This window comes from Pseudomonas sp. RW407, assembly GCF_003176655.1.
Taxonomy (GTDB): Bacteria; Pseudomonadota; Gammaproteobacteria; order Pseudomonadales; family Pseudomonadaceae; genus Pseudomonas; species Pseudomonas delhiensis.
In genome coordinates, this window is sequence record NZ_QGSL01000009.1 from 19168 (window position 1) to 38402 (window position 19235).

Annotated in this window: 26 protein-coding genes and 2 pseudogenes; 16 read left to right on the forward strand and 12 right to left on the reverse strand. The window is 59.2% G+C overall.

The genetic code is table 11. From position 1 onward, the window contains the following. The first annotated feature begins 71 nt into the window (after nucleotides 1-71). The 6 genes from pilM (at nucleotide 72) to DK254_RS34260 (ending at nucleotide 3581) form a co-directional block, all read left to right on the forward strand. Complete coding sequence (pilM, locus tag DK254_RS00680) at nucleotides 72-512, forward strand: type IV pilus biogenesis protein PilM (RefSeq protein WP_109931612.1); 441 nt, start codon at nucleotides 72-74, stop codon at nucleotides 510-512. A 919-nt stretch (nucleotides 513-1431) separates the two neighbouring features. Next, nucleotides 1432-1827 carry a hypothetical protein gene (locus DK254_RS34255; protein ID WP_177412001.1) on the forward strand — a complete coding sequence of 132 codons (396 nt, stop codon included), beginning with the start codon at nucleotides 1432-1434 and terminating at the stop codon, nucleotides 1825-1827. A gap of 252 nt (nucleotides 1828-2079) precedes the next feature. After that, on the forward strand, nucleotides 2080-2214 hold the full coding sequence (locus tag DK254_RS34660) for a hypothetical protein (RefSeq protein WP_003109366.1): 135 nt from the start codon (nucleotides 2080-2082) through the stop codon (nucleotides 2212-2214). 322 nt (nucleotides 2215-2536) lie between these two features. Beyond that, nucleotides 2537-3028 carry an STY4534 family ICE replication protein gene (locus DK254_RS00695; RefSeq protein WP_109931616.1) on the forward strand — a complete coding sequence of 164 codons (492 nt, stop codon included), beginning with the start codon at nucleotides 2537-2539 and terminating at the stop codon, nucleotides 3026-3028. Between the two features lie 53 nt (nucleotides 3029-3081). Continuing rightward, entirely contained in the window at nucleotides 3082-3300 is a 219-nt protein-coding gene (locus tag DK254_RS33660) for a hypothetical protein (RefSeq protein ID WP_146219540.1), read from the forward strand. A 119-nt stretch (nucleotides 3301-3419) separates the two neighbouring features. Further along, nucleotides 3420-3581 carry a hypothetical protein gene (locus DK254_RS34260; RefSeq protein WP_177412002.1) on the forward strand — a complete coding sequence of 54 codons (162 nt, stop codon included), beginning with the start codon at nucleotides 3420-3422 and terminating at the stop codon, nucleotides 3579-3581. Nucleotides 3582-3664: 83 nt separating this feature from the next. Here DK254_RS34260 and DK254_RS34060 read toward each other — a convergent pair whose 3' ends face one another. Continuing rightward, on the reverse strand, nucleotides 3665-3856 hold the full coding sequence (locus DK254_RS34060) for a hypothetical protein (RefSeq protein WP_158546388.1): 192 nt from the start codon (nucleotides 3854-3856) through the stop codon (nucleotides 3665-3667). A 383-nt stretch (nucleotides 3857-4239) separates the two neighbouring features. Between DK254_RS34060 and DK254_RS00705 the strand changes: the two genes are divergently transcribed. The 7 genes and pseudogenes from DK254_RS00705 (at nucleotide 4240) to DK254_RS00735 (ending at nucleotide 10152) form a co-directional block, all read left to right on the forward strand. Further along, a complete protein-coding gene (locus DK254_RS00705; protein WP_109931620.1) occupies nucleotides 4240-4584 on the forward strand; it encodes a hypothetical protein in 345 nt (114 codons plus the stop codon). Between the two features lie 60 nt (nucleotides 4585-4644). Then, nucleotides 4645-5265, forward strand: a complete 621-nt coding sequence (locus DK254_RS00710; protein WP_109931622.1) for a DUF3275 family protein — start codon at nucleotides 4645-4647, stop codon at nucleotides 5263-5265. After that, nucleotides 5262-5558, forward strand: a complete 297-nt coding sequence (locus tag DK254_RS00715; protein WP_109931624.1) for a hypothetical protein — start codon at nucleotides 5262-5264, stop codon at nucleotides 5556-5558. Before DK254_RS00710 ends, DK254_RS00715 begins: the two co-directional genes overlap by 4 nt. Nucleotides 5559-5694: 136 nt before the next feature. Next, complete coding sequence (locus DK254_RS00720) at nucleotides 5695-5949, forward strand: hypothetical protein (protein ID WP_109931626.1); 255 nt, start codon at nucleotides 5695-5697, stop codon at nucleotides 5947-5949. Between the two features lie 81 nt (nucleotides 5950-6030). After that, on the forward strand, nucleotides 6031-6636 hold the full coding sequence (locus tag DK254_RS00725; RefSeq protein ID WP_109931628.1) for a hypothetical protein: 606 nt from the start codon (nucleotides 6031-6033) through the stop codon (nucleotides 6634-6636). Nucleotides 6637-6664: 28 nt separating this feature from the next. Continuing rightward, nucleotides 6665-7792 (forward strand): annotated as a pseudogene (locus tag DK254_RS00730) (DUF6094 domain-containing protein); the annotation flags it as partial. 113 nt (nucleotides 7793-7905) lie between these two features. Further along, entirely contained in the window at nucleotides 7906-10152 is a 2247-nt protein-coding gene (locus DK254_RS00735) for a DEAD/DEAH box helicase (protein WP_109931630.1), read from the forward strand. Between the two features lie 42 nt (nucleotides 10153-10194). Here DK254_RS00735 and DK254_RS33665 read toward each other — a convergent pair whose 3' ends face one another. After that, entirely contained in the window at nucleotides 10195-10434 is a 240-nt protein-coding gene (locus tag DK254_RS33665) for a hypothetical protein (protein WP_146219541.1), read from the reverse strand. Between the two features lie 421 nt (nucleotides 10435-10855). Here DK254_RS33665 and DK254_RS00740 point away from each other — a divergent pair, with 421 nt between their 5' ends. Together DK254_RS00740 and DK254_RS00745 are read left to right on the forward strand one after the other, a co-directional pair. Further along, nucleotides 10856-11059: a hypothetical protein gene (locus DK254_RS00740; protein WP_109931632.1), complete on the forward strand. Its 204-nt coding sequence runs from the start codon at nucleotides 10856-10858 to the stop codon at nucleotides 11057-11059. A 74-nt stretch (nucleotides 11060-11133) separates the two neighbouring features. Further along, nucleotides 11134-11343, forward strand: a complete 210-nt coding sequence (locus tag DK254_RS00745) for a hypothetical protein (protein WP_109931634.1) — start codon at nucleotides 11134-11136, stop codon at nucleotides 11341-11343. 70 nt (nucleotides 11344-11413) lie between these two features. Here the strand turns inward: DK254_RS00745 and DK254_RS33670 are convergent, their stop codons facing one another. The 5 genes from DK254_RS33670 to DK254_RS00755 form a co-directional block, all read right to left on the reverse strand. Next, nucleotides 11414-11770 carry a hypothetical protein gene (locus DK254_RS33670; protein WP_146219542.1) on the reverse strand — a complete coding sequence of 119 codons (357 nt, stop codon included), beginning with the start codon at nucleotides 11768-11770 and terminating at the stop codon, nucleotides 11414-11416. Between the two features lie 32 nt (nucleotides 11771-11802). Beyond that, complete coding sequence (locus tag DK254_RS00750; protein ID WP_109931636.1) at nucleotides 11803-12579, reverse strand: DUF4113 domain-containing protein; 777 nt, start codon at nucleotides 12577-12579, stop codon at nucleotides 11803-11805. Then, complete coding sequence (locus tag DK254_RS33675; RefSeq protein ID WP_146219543.1) at nucleotides 12579-12881, reverse strand: hypothetical protein; 303 nt, start codon at nucleotides 12879-12881, stop codon at nucleotides 12579-12581. The genes DK254_RS00750 and DK254_RS33675 overlap by 1 nt, the downstream gene beginning before the upstream one ends. A 265-nt stretch (nucleotides 12882-13146) precedes the next feature. Beyond that, entirely contained in the window at nucleotides 13147-13314 is a 168-nt protein-coding gene (locus DK254_RS34265) for a hypothetical protein (RefSeq protein WP_177412003.1), read from the reverse strand. Nucleotides 13315-13690: 376 nt separating this feature from the next. Continuing rightward, the gene (locus DK254_RS00755; RefSeq protein WP_109931638.1) at nucleotides 13691-15592 is read right to left on the reverse strand and encodes a hypothetical protein; all 1902 of its coding nucleotides are present in this window, start codon (nucleotides 15590-15592) and stop codon (nucleotides 13691-13693) included. Between the two features lie 391 nt (nucleotides 15593-15983). Here DK254_RS00755 and DK254_RS34665 point away from each other — a divergent pair. Beyond that, nucleotides 15984-16292, forward strand: a pseudogene (locus DK254_RS34665) (integrase core domain-containing protein); the annotation flags it as partial. Nucleotides 16293-16455: 163 nt separating this feature from the next. Here DK254_RS34665 and DK254_RS34065 read toward each other — a convergent pair. The 5 genes from DK254_RS34065 to DK254_RS00775 form a co-directional block, all read right to left on the reverse strand. After that, nucleotides 16456-16617, reverse strand: coding sequence for a hypothetical protein (locus DK254_RS34065; RefSeq protein WP_158546389.1), 162 nt, complete (start codon nucleotides 16615-16617; stop codon nucleotides 16456-16458). Between the two features lie 42 nt (nucleotides 16618-16659). Then, complete coding sequence (locus DK254_RS00765) at nucleotides 16660-17403, reverse strand: GNAT family N-acetyltransferase (protein ID WP_109931640.1); 744 nt, start codon at nucleotides 17401-17403, stop codon at nucleotides 16660-16662. A gap of 495 nt (nucleotides 17404-17898) precedes the next feature. Then, nucleotides 17899-18495, reverse strand: a complete 597-nt coding sequence (locus DK254_RS00770) for a hypothetical protein (RefSeq protein ID WP_109931642.1) — start codon at nucleotides 18493-18495, stop codon at nucleotides 17899-17901. Between the two features lie 158 nt (nucleotides 18496-18653). Continuing rightward, nucleotides 18654-18782, reverse strand: a complete 129-nt coding sequence (locus DK254_RS34670; protein WP_256595770.1) for a hypothetical protein — start codon at nucleotides 18780-18782, stop codon at nucleotides 18654-18656. 196 nt (nucleotides 18783-18978) lie between these two features. Then, a partial coding sequence (locus DK254_RS00775; protein ID WP_218281382.1) for a hypothetical protein occupies nucleotides 18979-19235 on the reverse strand: 257 nt, incomplete at its 5' end.

Genomic DNA, 19235 nt, shown 5'->3' on the forward strand with positions numbered 1-19235 from the left:
GATAATTTATCATTGTAACATCAAATGGCCATAAGGGCATACCCAGCCAAAGTATCCTTGAGGGGAAAGCCATGTATTTCTATTGCTTTGTGTTGACTGTCTTGGTTGTCGCCGGCGGCATCTTGAGCCAGGTGCAGTACCAGGATGAAGGCACCGCAGATGCGGCTAGCGTCGATATGTTGAGCCGTAGCATGCTGGTCTATCGATCCGCAGCCGCAGAGTACGCACGCAACAATCCTGGCTTCGCAGGAGTACCTGCGGACGCAACGCTCAACCTTCCAAGCTGGTATTCAAAACCTACAGGCGTAACCTCTTACCTATCCGGCGGGTCAGCGTATACCTACTTCTCTGGAACCGCCCCTGCTGGTCTGCCCGCCGCGCTCGTCGGGCTCACCCAGGGAACGACTGTCGGTGTGAAGCGCTCCGGCATGCTGTTTTCACCAGCCAACGGCAACACCGGCGTAACCATCCCCGCAGCGGTACCCGAGGGCGCAGTGGTCGCAATCAACTAGTCTTTGCGCCGCCCTGAAGGTGGCTTCACGCCTTGCAACAGCGCCGACGTGGCAACATAATGACACCAGCATTGGTTCCACCCCGCTGGCTACTGTCGGTCATCAGTAGCGCCCAGGTGATGCAGGTTCGCCTCTTCACCAAACCCAAAGCACGCTAAGCTCCGGGTAGCGCGTGCGGGCCTGGTAGGAATTCTCCCTGTGTCTCCCTGCTCTCTAGTCGCGCAGCCGTCTAACTCGTGATTGAGTTCAAAGGCACACAGGATCTCCAGAGGTTCGGAGCATCGTAATCCAAGGGTCGCACTGGTGTTGTGGCCCACCTTTTTTCCCCTCCCTCTGGGTAGCCTGATGTCCTTGCTTGCAGGGGTATGAGGCTACCCATAGGGTTCCTTTTCCGTGCCGGTGGCCCGCCGGTGATACGCAGGGCTCCTTTTGTGCGCGGATGCGTGCCTTCTGTTCGCTGGCCATAGCCACTAAAACCGGCCAGGTGATGTGGAACGTCCTTCAATGCCCAGGGAAGACGATTCGACTGTCACGGTGGCATCTTCAACCACTTCAAAGCGTTCGAACCCAGCCGAGGGTGGCTACCGATACGGTTGCCCTCGGCGTACTGTTCTCTTTCAGCCCGCCTCGCTCCCCCCCGCCTCCGACCTCCCATCCGCCTTCCCGCTTGACACTAATCGCTCCCCGCTTCGAAGATAAGGCTGTGCTCTGCTGACGTCGTCAGCGACATGCCCATGCAACTTGGACCCGTAGAGTTGCGACACCGCCAGGTGTTGGTCCATCCCAAGACCGCTCAGCTTCTGGTAGCGCGGTCGATCGATCTCGGTCGATAGAAGCACCTTCCGCCAACCCAGCGGGGAATACACTTCCCCGATGGGGCCAGTGTTTCTCCGCATTTCCAACCTGCAGGAGAAACACCATGTCCACGTCGTCTCTCAGCTACCGCCTCGGTGAAGCTCTAGGAACCGTCACTCGGGAATTCCTGCGTGCGGTACAACAACCACGGCCCAAAGCCATCCCTCGCCCGCACCTACAGCACCATGAGCCCGTAGCACCGCATCCCTCGGGAGACGTGCTCGAGTACATGTGCCAAATCCCTGCGATCGCTCGCTTGAAGAAGGTGAACCTCGCAGAGTGGTACGAGCAGAACACCCGTGAGTGCGCGCCTGAAAAGCCCAAACGCCAGCGTTCCCGCAAGCGTAAGGAGCAGGCCGAGCTCAAGGTCGCAACTTCCGGCTCCGCAGGTACTCACCTGAAGCTGGGCTCCCTGGACGCGCTTATCTCACCCGTCGAGCCTATGCCTCTGACCTGCTGATCTACATCCACCCTCACCCGGCTGGGAAACCTCCCTGCCGGGCGGTTTTCCGGCTTTTTCAAAGGAAAACTATGAGCCCCGCAAGACTGTCCGCTATCGCAGAAGATCTGCGAAAGATTGGCACTACTGCCGTAGCCGCTGGCCTGATTGGCATCTTTCTCGGAGAGCACCGCATTCTGACTTCCCTTGCACTGTCAGTTGGTGTGGTAATCTGGTTAACAGGTATCTACCTGACTCAGGAGGAATCTTGAGATGAGCCAAACGACTTTCGGCGTGATCATGCTGACCGCCTTACTCGTGGTGTGCTTGTCGATGGCAGCTTGGGCTGACTGGCCCAATCTCAAACGTAAGCTGACAAAGCTTAATCATCGTCACCGCCCACATTGACACTCCGCCCCTCCTTGCGAGGGGCTTTTTCATTCTGGGGGCTTGACAACTACAACAGGCATTTCCATTCTTGGCACCGTGAGCTGCTGACGTTGTCAGCAACCCCGCCCCAGCAGTCCCGATCTGTAAGACTGCGACACTCAGGTGTTGATCCCCCCCAAGATCGCCTAGCTTCCGGAAGCGCGATCAACCTGGTCCAACCAGGTGGAAGCTCCATCACCCAGCTCCAAGCATACCCACCAAGCTCTGACCCTCGCGGGGAATACTTTCCCCCATGGGCAAAGTGTTTCTCCGCTTTCACTTTTGAAACTGGAGAAACCCCATGAGCAACCAAGCCCAAGACACCAAGTTCTTCGACCTGCACACCTCCGGTATCGGTTACCTCAACCGCATCCGCGACGTACCCATTCGCAAGGGTACCCCCATCCTCGCCGTCACCGTCGCAGCCCTTCGCGGCTCCTCGGACGACGTCGAATACTCCTACATCGACTGCAACGTAGTCGGCAGCGACGCTGAAAAGCTCGTTCGTCGCTGCAGGCAGGCTGTTGATGCCGGCAAGAAGGTCCTTGTGGCTTTCCGAATCGGCGACATTCGGACTGAAGCTTTCACCTACGAGAAAGGCGAGAAGAAAGGTCAGGCCGGCGCAAGCCTCAAAGGCCGCCTGCTCTTCCTCAACTGGATCAAGGTGGATGGCGAAACCGTCTACGAAGCGAAGCCCAAGGACAGTGTGGATCAGGACCTCCGGCAGGATGGTTCGTCCAACGCTCCAGCAGCAGAGCAACAAACACAGCAAGGCGACCAGTTCGCCGCTTGATCGAAGCCAAGGCGCCCACCCGGGCGCCTTTCTACTTCCACATGAGGTTCCCTATGTCCACCTACCGTGAAAAAGCAATCCTGGTAGTTGCACTGGCTCTCCTCGCAGCGCTAATCGCCTACCAGAAAATATCGATCCACCAAAGCGAGATCGCCGAGCAAGAGCGAGCCGCACGTTGCTCCATACCCGTAACAGCAGAGCCCTTCCGCAGGGATGCAACCTGCCTTGGCTATGTTCCGGAAAATCGTCTGTGGTCGGTGCCTCGCGGCTGAGCATGAGCACCGATAAAACAACAACCTACGCACTGCGCTGATCATCATCGCGAACCCACCCGGGGGGCACCATTTCCCCCTAGGGGCATGGTGTTCTCCAAATTCATTTGGAGACCATCATGCAAAACGCTCAAGCCGTTGAAATGCCCGCTCTGCCTGAAGTTGAAGAAGTCAGCATGGCCGACATCGAGGAAGAACTGCTGAACAGCAGCCACTTCTGCGACATGGCCTGGTTGATCTTTTCCAGCCCGAGCGCCGAAGCAGCCGTTCTGACCGCTTAATACTACGGGCACCGCTTGGTGCCCTCCTTCCCCCCTACTGGGCTCACCACCCGACAGGGGCTGGTGACCCTCCCCATGGAGTATCACCAATGAACCGCACATACCCCGAACGTCTGCCAGCATTGCTTGCCATAGCAGAGCTCGCGGCTCGTTCCGACTTCCATTACAAACTGGACCAGGGCGTCGTTGACGAATTCGGCGATGCGGGACTCAGCATCTGGCTTCATGAACTCCAACCAGCGGTCGAGGCCCTCGCTCAAGCCGATTTCGAGCATGGGTGTAATTCGTCGGACTCTCCAATTCTTCAGCAGTATGACCTGGTGATGTGTTACCAGATGGCAAGACCAGACAGTTGTCCGCTACGTAGTACTTGATCCATTAGCGCCCGCGCTCAAGGGCCTACCAATTTCGATCTCTGAGCACTCTGGCCTGCGGAAATCCCGCCAGGCCCCTAATTCCGGATTGGCTCGCTGTCGTTGACAGTGCCTCCAAGGGAGCCAGGGTTTAAGGCTCCGGCGCGCATGCGCTAACCCACCCCAAGACCGCCGAGCACTCGGTAGCGCGGTCGCATCATTTGTTGATGGAGTGCATCTTCCACCACCCACGCGGGGACTCTTCCCCGCGGATGAGGCCTCCCCGCACCTGCAGGAGACCTTACATGCCTGATCCGGCAAACCCCACGACGCAGGAAACTGCTGCGTACCTGAAATACCCGGTTGTACTGAGCAATAGCGCTTGGCTCAGAGCCGTTTATCTTGAAAACCCGAACCGGGTGGGAGAGATGAGCTTGCGCCTGGCCAGTGTGATGCAAGCGGCTTGGTGCGAATTGAAGCTCGCACCAGATGCGGAGAAGTTCGTCTTCGCCGTAGTTCACAAACTGCCTACCGGTCGTGAGCGGGTGTGGATCTCTCTCTCGCTGACGGTCGTCCGACCCCAGTCTGAGCCGCCCTACCTGCTCGTCGAGCTCCTGGACGAAACCTCTCCCGAGGCAGACCAGGAATAGCCTCATCGTCCACCAACTGTCCCGCCGCCGGCGGGACTTCCATTTCTGCAGGCACACACCATGATCAGCATCGCTGGCCAGTTGGCCATCCGTACCATCACAGGTCGCAACGGCCCGTTCAACGTGGGCCGACTGGCGACCTCCATAGGTGAGTTCGTCATCAAGGACCCCGGCCTGGACCAGTACACAGAGGGCAAATACCAGGGCGACTTTGCGATCACGCAGATCCGCCCGTCCTACTACACCCACGGTGGACGGCTGGTCGTCGAGATCCGAGCCGAGCTCGGCGGCATGAGCCTGGACGATGTGACCAATCTCAGCGCCGAAGACGAAGAGCAGCTATCGACAACCGTGCTCGATCCCCTCGAGGAGGAGAGTTCGGCGCCGCCCGCGGTGAAACCGCCGGGAGCGCGGCCGTCGCGGACAGCCACTTCCACATCGGTGCCCCCTGCGGTTGACTCCAACGAACCGTTCGGCATGAAGCCCGCCTTACCGGCCGTACCGAACAATGACGAATCACCAGACGAAGAACTCTTCGGCACGGTCTGGCCCTTGGCCGACACCGTGAAACTAGACCCTACCGTTGACCGGCAGCGCTTGCGTGCGCAGTGCGCACGCCTGGGCGAACTCGGATACACACTGGACTTCAAGCTCCAAGTCTGGAATAGGAAACCGTCATGAATCCACTCTACGCCTTACCTGAGTTTTCCAACCTGCTGCTGCAGGCGTCCAGTTCGTTACGCGAAGTGGGTGCGGAGAACCTAGCGGATCTCTTCGCGAACGCACTCTACGATCGGTCTCAGGTCGACCAGGCCATCGCCAAGCTGCGCATCCGCGTAGCGCAGGGGGAGTCGCCTGCAGACCCAGACGGGGACGCTCCCTGGAGTGGCGCCGGTAAAGCGGCTCAGGAATATACCCTGCGGCTCATCCAGAGACTGGATCGCTGCATCAGCCTCAATCGCGTCAGTCTCTGATTTGACGTAATCGCCCACCTACGGCGTCAATCCAGCCTGGCGAGAACAGCTTCGACAGAATCACCAGGCCTGAGCATCAACCATTCACCCTGAGGGGCTCCCTCAGGGGGCTCCTCGTAACCACCAGGAGCACACCATGAACCCGATTTTCGCCAACCTGACCCCGGCCACCCTCAGCCACATCGAGGACCAACTGTCCAATAACGAGGTTTCCCCCGACGAGGAGATGGTCGATTTCTTCATTGAAGAACTCGGCCTGACCCTGGAGCAGGCAGAAGCCGCGGTTGCACTGCGTTCGCAGTACCTGCAGCTGATTTTCCTCCCAGGCCAAGGTCCTCTCCATGAGGCAGACGGCCTCGTCTTCTGTCCCGCCACAAAGAGCGTCCGCTGACGTTCTCAACTTCACACTGGACCTACCCCAAGGGGCTCCACCGCCCCATTGGGGCGGGCAGCCCTCCTCCAGAGGATCGCTATGCCCAGTCCAACCCAACTCTTCCAGATCGAGGAGCTCCCGGACCTGTATGTCGACGCCTGCGCATGCGACGAGCAGCGCAACCTGGTCTTCCTCTCCGCCTGGGGCCGCGACACCGCCCTGCAGGAATTCCTTGCCAGGCTTACGCTGGGGCGAGAAGAGAACGGCATTGACCAGTTCCACGTCATTGTGGGCGACCGCCGCCTACCTGTCTTTCCCAACCAGGATCTCCTGGAGAAGCGCACCACTCGACAGTTCCGCGGCACGTTGTTCGGCAGCCTGCTGCACCTCTGGCTTTTCGATCGGCGCGCCTCGGCGCCTGACAGAGCCAATCACTTCGCCTTCGCACTCCTGCAGCGCGATGAGGCTCCGCACCAGCGGCTGTGGCCACTGGTGATGGAGACCTGTCCGCTCCCTCTCCTGCAGCACTGGCGCGAGCCGGTGATGGAGGTCCTCGCCCAGAACCAGATGCTGACCGCCCTGCCCGGGGCGATCGGCGACGTCTGCGCCTGGCGCCTCGCCCTGCAGGTCGACGTGCTCGAGCCCACCCTCGGTGAGCTGATTCGCGAAGGCCATCTCACCACCGATGCTCAGGCGCAAGCCTGAGCCATCCCTACTGACTCAAGGAGGCCCCATGGCCCTGATGTTCCCGCGCCTGGCGCGCAACTTCGCCCGCAACGGCTACTTCCCTACCGACGAAGTCACCCTCGAACGCGCCCTGCAGGCTCTCGCTCCAGCTGCATCTGGCAGGATGAGGATCTGCGACCCATGCGCTGGAGAGGGCGTCGCCCTGGCAGAAGCAGCCCACATCCTAGGCCGCGACCAGGTCCAAGCGTTCGCCGTCGAATACGATCGCGAACGCGCCGACCACGCTCGTGACCTTCTCGACCGGGTGCTGCACAGCGACCTCTTCGACACCCTGATCAGCCGTCAGTCATTCGGCTTGCTCTGGCTCAACCCACCCTATGGTGACTTGGTCGCTGACCATTCCGGTGCATCCCAGTACCAGGGCAGCGGTCGCCGGCGCCTGGAGAAGGCCTTCTACCAGCGCTGCATACCATTACTGCAGTACGGCGGCGTGATGGTTCTGATCGTCCCGTACTACGTGCTGGACGACGAACTGGCCGGATGGCTGAGCAATCACTTTACCGCCCTGCGCGTGTACGGCGCCGCGGATCCCACCTTCAAGCAGGTTGTGATCTTCGGCATCCGGGCCCGCCGGCAGGATCTGGCCAGGGCAGACGTCAACCAAGTGAGATCTCACCTGCAGGCAATCGGTGCTGGCCAGGAACTGGCCGAAGTGATTCCTTCCAGTTGGCCGTGGGAGCCCTACGTGGTTCTTCCGGCCACCGGCGAGCTGGAACACTTCTATCGCATGACACTGGAGCCGGAGCAATTCGCCGGCGAGATCCAGCGCCTCCGAGGCCTCTGGCCAGACTTCAACCTGTACTTCGCGCAAGCGGGCCTACAGCCCCGGCCTCCCGTGAGGGAATTGTCTCGCTGGCACCTGGCTCTGGCCCTGGCTGCCGGCGCGATTTCCGGCGTCGTGCGTTCGAAGTCAGGCAGGGTCCTGGTCGTGAAGGGTGATACCTACAAGGATAAAGTCCGCAAGACTGAATTCACCGAGGACGAAGACGGCAACGTCACCGAGGTGCGAGTCCTAACAGACCGGTTCATCCCGATCATTAGGGCTTGGGAAATGACGCCCTCCTCGGCGAACCACGGCTGCGTACTGACCATCAGCTCTTCCGCCGCGACAAGCGACTACTGACCCCTCGCCAACACAACAACGAACTCCACACCACCCTGCAGGGTATGCCGATACCCACAGGGGCTCGTGCATGCCCTGCATTACTTCACCTGCAGGAGATGCACATGAACGCACTGCCCCAGCCGGCCACCTCGGCCAGCTCCCCTCTGAACATCAACCTGACCGACTTCATCGACGAGTTCGGCGATGAGCTCCTGGAGTCACTCAACTGTTCCAACCCACCGGTCTATGCCGGCGCCAACAACCCACATCGCCAGCTGGTGATGGAGCAACTCAAGCGCAAGCCCTTCGCGGCCCAGGCCGAGGTAGTCCAGGCGATCGCTGCGCTACTACTGGACCGTAACGAGCAAGCAGGGATCATCAACGCCGAGATGGGCACCGGGAAAACCATGATGGCCATCGCTGTCGCAGCAGTCATGTATGCGGCTGGCTACCGCCGTACCCTGGTCATCTCTCCGCCGCACCTGGTCTACAAGTGGCGTCGCGAGATCCTGGAAACCATCCCAGGCGCCCGTGTCTGGGTACTCAACGGCCCTGATACGCTGGTCAAGCTGCTCAAGCTGCGTGACCAGATAGGTCAGCCCTACGACGGCCGCCAGGAGTTCTTCATCCTTGGCCGAGTACGGATGAGGATGGGCTTCCACTGGCGGCTCGCCTGCTCGAAGAAGCGCGCCGCCGGCGGACAACTGCTTGCAGCGTGCCCGGATTGCGGCCAGGTCCTCGAGGACCAGGAAGGTAGCCTGGTCACGGTGGAGGAGTTCGAGCGCAGCGACCGGCGACGCACCTGTACCTCCTGCAGCGGTGCTCTATGGACGCTGATACGGCCAGGCAAGCCCGACGGCGGCAGTCGACGCGCGACAATCCTGAAGTCGATGTGCCGGATACCTACCATCGGCCCCGTCAGGGCCGAGCGCCTACTGAACGACTTCGGCGAGGACTTCCTGGCCTCGATGCTGGTGGACAACGTCTCGGAGTTCATCAATCTGATGGACGCCAAGGGCAACTTCATCTTCAGCGATCGCCAGGCCAAGCGCATGGAGAGGTCGATGGCGAACATCGAGTTCGGCTTCGGCGAAGGCGGCTACCAGCCCACCGAGTTCATCAAGCGCTACCTGCCTGATGGCTACTTCGACTTGCTGGTGGTGGACGAGGGGCATGAGTACAAAAATAGCGGTTCGGCCCAGGGCCAGGCCATGGGTGTTCTCGCCGCCAAGGCCAGGAAGACCGTGCTGCTGACCGGGACGCTCATGGGCGGCTACGCCGACGACCTGTTCTACCTCCTCTTCCGCATCCTCACCCAGCGCATGATCGAGGACGGCTACCGGCCCAACGCACGTGGCAGCATGGCTCCTGCAGCCATGTCGTTCATGCGCGACCACGGTGTGCTGAAGGACATCTACACCGAGCGAGACGGCGACTCGCACAAGACGGCCAGGGGCAAGAAGCTCTCGGTACGCACGGTGAAGGCGCCCGGGTTCGGCCCGAAGGGCATTCACCGCTTCGTACTGCCGTTTACCGTGTTCCTGAAGCTCAAGGACATCGGTGGCGTGCTGCCCGACTACCAGGAGGAGTTCGTCGACGTGCCCATGGCGCCGGAGCAGGCCTCGGCCTACCAGCGCTTGGCAACCACATTGACCGCGGAACTCCGCCAGGCCCTGGCAAGGCGAGACACTACCCTTCTTGGCGTGGTGCTCAATGTGCTGCTGGCCTGGCCGGACTGCTGCGTCCGATCAGAGATGGTCAAACATCCTCGAACTCGGGAAACGCTGGCCTTCGTTCCGGCGATTTTCGGTGAGGAGCAGTTGATGCCCAAGGAGCAGGCGCTGATGGACCTCTGCCTCGAGGAGAAATCGAAGGGCCGCAAAGTGCTTGCCTACACCGTCTACAGCGGGACGCGCGACACCACGTCCAGGCTGAAGAAGGTGCTCGAGCATGCAGGACTGAAGGTGGCTGTGCTGAGGGCCTCGGTGGATACCGCACGACGCGAGGATTGGATCCTCGACCAGGTCGACCGCGGCATCGACGTACTGATCACCAACCCGGAGCTGGTCAAGACGGGACTGGATCTCCTGGACTTCCCGACCATCGCGTTCCTGCAGACGGGCTACAACGTGTACACGCTGCAACAGGCGGCGCGGCGGTCGTGGAGGATCGGGCAGAAACATCCGGTGCGCGTTATCTTCTTCGGCTACGCCGGCAGCTCGCAGATAACCTGCCTGCAGCTGATGGCCAAGAAGATCGCCGTGGCTCAGAGCACGTCGGGAGACGTTCCTGAGTCAGGCCTCGACTCGCTGAACCAAGATGGAGATTCGGTTGAGATGGCGCTGGCGAGACAACTAATCGCTGCATAAATTAAAGGCCACCTCCGGGTGGCCTTTAATTTTATTATGAATTTAGTTGATAGGAATTCCTGCGATTTTGCATTCCGCTTCACTCAGAACGAATGCAAGCCCGATAACTTTTTCATCCAACGCCACTAACCCTCCCTCGCCTATTCGACGCGCACTAAGTGGAATCTCAGCCTCTGAGCAAACACCTACCCCCGGCACGTCGACTACAGCTAAAGTCCCTTCAGTCAAAGAGCCATCGACTTCACGGTAATATCCCTTCAAACTCCGAATACGCACATTCATGTTGCCCCTCCCAACCCCTCTATCCACAGGAAATTTTTAACCATAGACCCCACGCCAACCTCTACCCAAAGCCTGTGAGACAGCCACCCTCTGCCACCCAAAGGAAGTCTTTGCCAGGTGATCATATGTCCTGCCGCAAGCTCCCGCCCGTCGGTGGTGGCACTCTGCCCGGGTGCAACGTGCTACGACCGAACTCGGCATTGATCGGGCTCATTACCCCCATCAGCCGCTCACCGCCAAACCTCGGCATCGGCTGCGCGTCAGCTCTCGTACGAACTTGGTATACTTCTAGCACCGACTTCCTCACTACGTACAGTCGGCAGGCCTTAGAGTTGGCATAAAGAATATTCGAAGTAAGCCACTCCAAGCATATAGAAGGGCATCACCCAACCGCCGGTGCCACCGGTAGGGAGGAGTCGCGATGATTGTGCAGATTGCGTTAGAGATTGAGGATGAGCCTCTGAGAGGTGTGGCGGACGTACCGGCACGCGTGGCGCAAGCTGTAGCATCGACTTATAAGCTCAACGGATTGCGCGTGCGGATTGATGATCGACAACAAATTATAGACGTGCAGGTGCTGGACGTGGCGCCAGTGTATGGCGCTCCGCAGCGATCCGAAATCTGAAAAGAAACTACCCCCACTCTGATCGAGGGAGCATATTGTATCGGACAACCAACTCTCACAAAGGAGCTGCACTGATGGCGATCGAAGACACTAAAAAGTTGATTGAAACTGGCAATATAGACATGGCTAATTCTCTGATCGATGCCGGCTGGACTCTACTTGTGGCAGCCAACCGTGAATCCGAAGGCGATCAGTGGACCAGCTACGTGTTGAGTTGGCAGGCTGAGGGGGAACCAGCGCTGCCCAATCTGGATCGCTTTGAACCGGGGCCGGCGCCATTCTGATTTCGCGTAATGACGTGATTCGGAGTTAATACATAAAATGGCCACCCTAGGGTGGCCATCTCTATCGAGCTCATCCTTTCGCTCTTCTAATTTCCTGCTGCAGATCACCTATACATTTTCGCATTTCAGAAGAAAGACTGGGTTCATTGAGGAGGTGCCCGTTCAAAGCACTTGCAACTGAGGCACCAACTCGAACAGTGTCTGCAGCTGTAGTTTCAAAATTTAGCCTCTTTTCTAATTCAAGCAAAAAAACTTCCGCCTGCGCCTTTGAGCCGGGCATTTGAACTGCTAACTGCAAACAGCTCTTATAGTCCGCCACTGTTAACCCGGCACCTGCTGTAGCCCCAAAGCTCGTTACAAGATAAAGTGCATAAGCAGACACAAGAACCACTACCGCCCCACTAACCCCCTTCTCAAAACTATCCAACTGCCACTTCCTTATCGGCCGTCAAACCAAAATTATAAGCAATTTGTAGAAGGTATTTCATCCCACCTCGAAACATAGGCTGGGGATTTGAGCTCTTGCTTCATTCTCCAACCAGGAGCTGGCGGCACTCGTGCTGGTCGTACGGTTCCGCAGCCAAACTCCGCATTGATCCTGTCCATCACCGCCATCAGTCGTTCACCACCAGGCCGCGGCGCCGGCGCGAACATGTCGGTCTGTGCAAGGCCTGGCGCGACCAGGTCCATCAGCACCACCCCGGCCTTCAGGTAGCGGAAGCTCGGTCGGAAGATGCGATCGAGGCCAGCCAGAGCGGTCGCCACCAGATCGCGAGTATCGGAGCTGGGCGTCAGAAGCGGCACGGTGGCAACATTAGCGTATCGGCGCTCCCGCTCGTTAAACTGCCCAGTCTGGATGAAAACCTGCAGAGCGCAGGCATATTCGCCTTGAGCACGCTGCTTCTCTGCAGCCCGCGCGGCATAGCTTGCCACCGCTTCACGCAACGCCGCCAACTCTGTCACCCGCTCGCTGAAGCTGCGACTGCACGCGATCATCTTCTTCGGTGCCGGCCCATCCTCAAGGACGTAGCAGACCTCCCCGCGCAGCTCCCGTAGCGTCTTCTCCAGCGTCACGCTGAACATCCGCCGCAATGCTTTTGGGTCCTGCTCGGCAAGCTGTGCAGCAGTGGCTACCCCCATACCGCCGAGCTGCTCGAATAGCCGCCGGCCGACTCCCCACACCTCGTTGATCGGCGCGTGCTGAAGCAGCGCGCTGACCTGCTCCGGGCGTCTCATCACCGCCACGCCGCCGCGCGTGTGCTTCTTTGCCGCCCAGTTGGCCAACTTCGCAAGGGTTTTCGTCGGTGCGATGCCAATTCGGTTTCCGTCTCGAACTCTTCATCCAGATCGATGTGGCCGAAGGGCCGGTAAGGCACATTCGGGTCGTTGACGTCTGGATCGAATTCGATCGCTCTCATTCCATCCGTGGATTCCAGGCCCTTCTCCAATGCCACCGCTTGCACTGCTTCGCCAGGGCTATTGGCCGTGACCTCGGCTATCCATTTGTTGCCCTGACACACGTCCCAAAAATGCGCCACTGCGTCTCTCCTGCGATTTCCTATCTGGACTGCGTATTGGTGCTGAAGCCTTCTCTAACCCATGCAATGACGCGATAGACGAGAAACGGAGCGAAGAAGGCAGCGAGTGAAACAATAACTAGAAGCGCCCATCCCTTGGCCTGTACATGGCTGAAACCCTCTGTCTCCGCCGCTACCCAAACAAGCCACGCAAGCGCGAGTAAGCCCCCTAGTACGACACAGACACGCCTTGGACCTTCCGGCACACGCTTCATAGTCTTCCTCGTTAACGGAGGCCCAGCGCACGCTGAGCAGGTTCGAGCCCGCAGCCCGTGGCCGCGCGATATTCTTTGATGGCCTGGATGCGTTTACCCGCGCTGATCAGCTGCCGACACTTCTCCATCAGCGCTTCTTCGCGCTTGCGCTGCTGCTCTTCTTTGTAGGCGTTGGTCATCGTCGTTTTCCCTGATGCTTGGTGTCGTTCAGCCGACCAGTTTGACGTAATGCAACGCAGGTTTGCCCGAGACACTAGGCGTTCGCTGCCAGGTCGCGGCGCCGGCGCGAACATGTCGATCTGAGCAAGCCCCGGTGCGACAGGTCCATCAGCACCACTAGCCACATCCGACCAACCGGGAGAATGAACAATGCCCATGCTCGCACCATGGAGCAAACACTACACGCTCCGGACTCCAGAACGCTCAGGACGAAATCGAAACCCTGCTCGATACCCTCGCCGACGAGTCGGACGAGTAATCCCTACCCGGAGTGAAAAGGCGGCTCTAGTGAGCCGCCTTTACATTTCAAACCGGGCCGTCACCGACCCTCACAGCTTAGGCGAGGGGGCCGTCAACGAATGCGTAGCCCTTCATGTAAGCCTCTTTGCGGAGGCGTTCCTCCAGTTCGATGCTGAGTTTCACCTGCTTCAAGCGCTTGGCCTGGGCGTACAGCTGGCGTTCGCAATCGCTGATTTCCTGGGCAAGCGAGGGCAGTGCTTGGTGCTCGACGCTCCCTTCAAGCCAGCGGTCCACGGCAATCCATGCAGCCTCCATGTTCAAGGGGATGCTGAGTGCCTGTTCCGGCGTCGGGCTTGCCGAGATACAGACCACCTGCGCCAGCACCTCGAACTCTTCCAGCTCGTCAACGAAGATGTCATCCGGATTGCCGTAGAGGTTCACCAAAGCAAGTCGAAGGCAAGCCTGGCCGAACGCCTCCAAAGCGCTGAACTTGTCGATCAGCTCCAGGACATGCGCTGCATACAGCGGCTCCTCATCCTGACGACGAGCATCCAGTTCGTCCTGGGTCGACTCCGGGGCCACCACGACACCGTCCGGGTCGGCGCGATACCGCATGTCGAAGGCCTCGCCTGCCAACCGCTCTACCACCTCGGCATCGAAGACCTTCTCTAAGCGCGAGATCAGAACGCCCTTGTAGGCCGCACTTTCCACGCGCACCTTCGCGAGGCTGGCGGCCTTCGCCAGATCGCGCTCTGCCTCTGCCTGAACCTGTTCAACCTCAGCGGGCAGCACCAGGCTTGGATCGGCCGTCATGCGGACCTGCGACTTCTCCTCGGGAATGTAATTCGGGTACAGCAGTGGGAGGTCAGCCTTAGAGAGCCAGGGCTTCGTCATCACATACCCGTAGCCGAATTCCGAGTAGCGACCGAGGAGTGCCGAGGAAACCACGCGCTCGCCATCAACGGTCCAGTACATGAAGTGATTCCGCCCAGTGCTGTACTCGATGATGCCCCCATTCAGACCAGGCAAGAGGACTAGCTCGCCAGCGGAAACCTGGTACGTCGTTTCATGCGTGGGCACGGACTTGAGGAACTGAGTACCGGGGCGGATGGTGAAGACCGGCTTGTCGAAACGCGGATTGAACATGCTGAGCAACTCGCGATTACGACTCGTCCCCGAGTGGATTTCACGACCGGTCAGCAGGAGCACCTGAGCTTCTACGACCTCATCATCGGTGTAGAGCAATCGAGGAATCACACCCTCGTGGACAACGTGCTGGATAACCCGGCCGATGTACTTACCGGCGTCGTCGTACAGCGGAATCACTCGGTGGTTGGGCACTGCCAAACCCTCGACGAGCAACTCACGCAACGGAGCCCAGGAGCCAGGGAGAATCTGCTCGTGAATGAACAGGTCCATGTCGCCGTTCGGGGGGGTGAAGTCCTTCGCTTCGACGAGGGCGCCGTAGAGTTCAAGCAGTTGCTCATGCACCAACACGCGGCCTGCCTTGTCAATCGTCAGGCTGTAGTCCGGGGCGCCGAGCGTCCGCAAGGCTGCACGGTAATCCAGGGCATTGCGATTGCGCGTCCAGATCGAATCCGGAATCGACTTCTCGGACCCCGGGTTGCTGTCGCGGTATGCGCGCAGTTCCTGCTCTTGACGGTACTCACGAGTGAGCCGGTCGACTCTCAACAAGTGCAGCTTGGAGGCCTTCGCCTTGCGGAAGGCCGCCGGCAGCTTGAGACCATCCACGGCCTGCTCAAGACCCCGCGCAACTGCCAGGAGAATTTCCGACCGCGAGAGCGACTTGTCGGGCAGAACACCAACCTTCATCTCAGCGCGGAGATTGTGATAGTCGGCGTAGCTGAAAACCTTCGCCAGGAGTTCATTGAGCGGGTTGAGATCGCCCAGAACGATTCCAGGCAGATGGGTGAACATAGCCTTGCGGATGTCCGAGAGCTTCTGTTCGTCTTGGGGTACTAAGGGGATGCGTTTCATTCGCTGTCTCCTGAAAAATTTACAGGCCAGGCACGAACATGTGCTGCGACCTGCCGGATAAGCGCGGTGAAAACTTGAGCTGCTGGCTGACCCGTGCGCCGATCCTTCAGAAGTAGGAATGATGCGTACAGATATGTGGTTCAGGTTGAACAACTGGTGGTGCAGATACATCGTCTCCTAGAGGCCTGCTCGGGGCTGCGCCAGCTGCCCTTCGTCGAGACCTTTTTAGGCTATTCGGAAACACACCTAGAACGCAACACCCCCGAACCACGTTATTGGGAACGAGAGTTTCTGTGCCCCGAGCACTGACACCCAGACCGGCGTGGCAATCTCAGATCCCACCTGACCGAAAGTGCTCTGGCTTACGACCAGACCGACCAGCATACCAACGTCGCCCATGCAATGGCTGAGCGATAACGGCTCGGCCTATACCGCCGGACAGACCCGGGCCTTTGCCCGGCAGATCGGCCTGCTGCCTCTGACAACTCCGGTTTGTAGCCGCAGAGCAACGGCATGGCGAAGAGCTTCGTGAAGACCATGAAGCGCGACTACCTCTGCCACATGCCCAAGCCCGATCAAGCGACGGCCCTGCGCAACCTGCGCTATCACCTTCGAGCATTACAACGAGGAACATCCGCACAGCGCACTGAACTACCACTCGCCTCGGGAGTTCAGGCGCCTAGCTGAGGCATCAACTTAACGGGGTGTCGGTGTCCGGCTTGATAGGGGCAAGTCCAGCTATCGAAAGCCCCTCTGGAAGCTGGAGAAAATCTAACTAAACAGCGCCGGCATGTAACGGCAGGCTCAGCTACCAGTTGGCCAGCGCCTCGTCGAAGATCTGCGCTGCTTCCTCGTCGTTGGAGTCACATCCGCGGCCGGCACCCAGCCGCCTCCAGTCGCTCGCAGCGGTAGGACGGTCGAGCTATCGGCGCGTGCGCCACGTCGAACCACTCGGGCGCCGGCAGCTCTGCCAGGGCAGCACTGTCGGCGGCGGTCAGCTGCTTGGCTTTAATAGGCTCGGTCATGGCGTGTTTTCCGTGATCCGTCTATTGAGCAGCGCGCTCGACTTAGATGAGGGTGATTCTATCCAGATACCAGCCGCAGCCGTTAGGCGTAGGTTTGAAGCCGATAGCTGCCGCCCCTCTGTGCTTGGCCTTGCCTTGGTAGATTTCAATGCCGCCCCAGCGAACCTCAACAACCTGGTCGCCTAGCGCGCCTTCGCTAGCGACTGAAACGCGGTGGGCCAAAGCGAGGGTGTGCGATTCTTGGTCGGGTTTGGCCATCACGTAATGCACTCGGTCAGGCTTGCAGTCCTTGGTGTACAGAACCTCTTCGGGATAGACGTTGACCGTGACGAGGATCAACTCGTTGCCCTGGACGTGTGCGTGCGCCGCCTTCGAAAGGCGCTGCATGTAGATGGAGTCGCTGTAGTTTCCTTCCCTGTGCGCCTCAAAGCCCATCGATAGCCAGAATTCAACGGAGCTTTCGGGTGCGCACTGAAGAATGAGCACGGCATTGTTCTTGGCTTCTTCTTCGGTAATGGCCTGCGCTACCAGGGCGCGGCCAACCCCTTTTCGCTGACAATTACTTCTGACCTGTAGGATGGTGCTGAGCGAAATGCCGTGAGTGAGGAAGCCTACCGGGCCTTCATCAGTGACGAACACGGTCATCTTCTGCTCGGCGCACGCTTCCTGGATCAAGCGCCAGTTATTGATGAAGCCAAATCCGTCTCGCTCTTCGTGCTTCAGCCACTCACGGATGAGAGGCAGGTCGGCCTCCACTGCCTGTCGGATGGCTCCATGCGTCTTCATTGCGGCTCCTTATCTCGGGACTTGAGGGGCTGGTTCATCCTGGTGGGCGGTGGCAACAAGCAGCCGCTCATCCCATACGCCTCCTGCCTCGCAGGTCAAAATCTGTGATCCAGTGGCAGTAGGCGTCCATTCAATGTCTATGCCGGCATCGGTCTTCTGCCTCATGGAGCAGTCCAGACGTAGCGGCCCGAGGATCGACTAGAAGGCCTCCCTCTAATACTGCGACATGCTCGATGAAGCCACAGGCCCCTTCCTCAACCTGGACTGTTAGCCCGATTGAACGCAGGAACTGCATCGCTGCCTCGGCGTGGGGACAGTGCATTCCGAAGGTCATGGCTCGTTTTCCTATCAGCGGTAATGCTGCTTGGTGTAGTGCGGATGATCCGCGTCTTCTTCCCAACTCGCGACGGGCTTATCACAGCTCCCGCAGAAGGCTCGCTTGCTGACCTTCGCGTTGAGGCAGTCGTACATATGGGAGTTGAGCACACACAATGATCAGCGCTTCATGAATTCGCTGAAAGATTGGGGCTTCGGCTCAGCCATGCTCTTTTCGTGTAGGCGCTTTGCGTAAATCGCGAACTGTTCCTTGATCTCACCATCGGTAGCAGGTATCAGTTTCACCAAGCTGCCCTGCACGCAGATCTTCACCTCAAACCCCTCGCGGAAATACACCGAGGTTTCGCCATTCTCCCCCATCGTCCAACCATTTCTGTTCAGCGCTTTCCGCAGCAGATCCGGGTCGGAGATGGTAAGGGAGACACCTCGATAGCTCAGCTCATCGAATGGGAGCCCCTCTACGGAGGGAGCCTCCATAGCCGGCAGCTTTTCTGCGAAATTATCCGCCCCAGTGAACGTAACCCATGCTTTCACCACGGGAACGGCGAACAACCAAGTCGGCACGGTTCTGTAGCAGACGTAGCTCCTGCCATCCTCCTTGCAGTCTGTGAAGTTCCGGAATTTGGCCGTCGACGCATCACCGGGAAACATCAACTCGCCAACACTTTGGCTGGAGAAGCGCTCCCCGCCAGCCATAGCAAGCGAAGACAAACCAATAAGTGAAAAGCAGAGCACCTGTACGATCTTATTGATCATGATCCACCTACTTGAGAGGGTCTAGTTTTTAAGGCGTCTTTTGCGGCACTGAGAATCCTCAGCGCTTCATGTAATCGACGAGGGTCTCACCCTTAGCTTGTGCCAGCTGGACACGTGTCAGCCGGTGCGCTTCACGCAACCCCCGGCGGATGCCCTTCTCAGCTTGATCGAGAACCGACGAGGCAAGGCTTGCAATGCCTGCCGTACTGGGTCGAACGATGGGCATCGTCCTGTTCTACCTCGTAATGACGGATATCTTCGGCGGTCTCGACCTTGTTCTGCGACATGCTCTCTCCATGCGTGATGCCATCTTGGAATCAGGATATGGGAGTGCCGCTTCGTTTTCCTCTTTCTCCAGAGCCCCTGGCCCTGGTCTACCGACTGGCCGGCATCTGGTCGCCGGTATCCGTGGTTCTGGTGTCAGGATCGGCCGTCGCTGTAGGGGGCAATCTGACGTAATCCATCGTTATGCGAAGTCGGGCACTACGCGGCGGGCTTCTCCAGCGCCTGGGCGGCCAGCGCATCGGCGGCCTCCTGCTCGCGGGCGGCTCGGGCGAACTTGTCGCGGCACCGCCAGCACAGCACCTTCGACGGCCGCGCCTTGGTCGTCTTGGCGGCCTTGCCGCAGCCGGCGCAAACGAAGTGCCGGGCGCAGCCAATGGCCGGATTCCGGGGCCGGGCGGCCGGGGCGGCTTGCGGGGTATCACTCGGGCACATAGGGGCGGGTTCCTTCGTTCGTT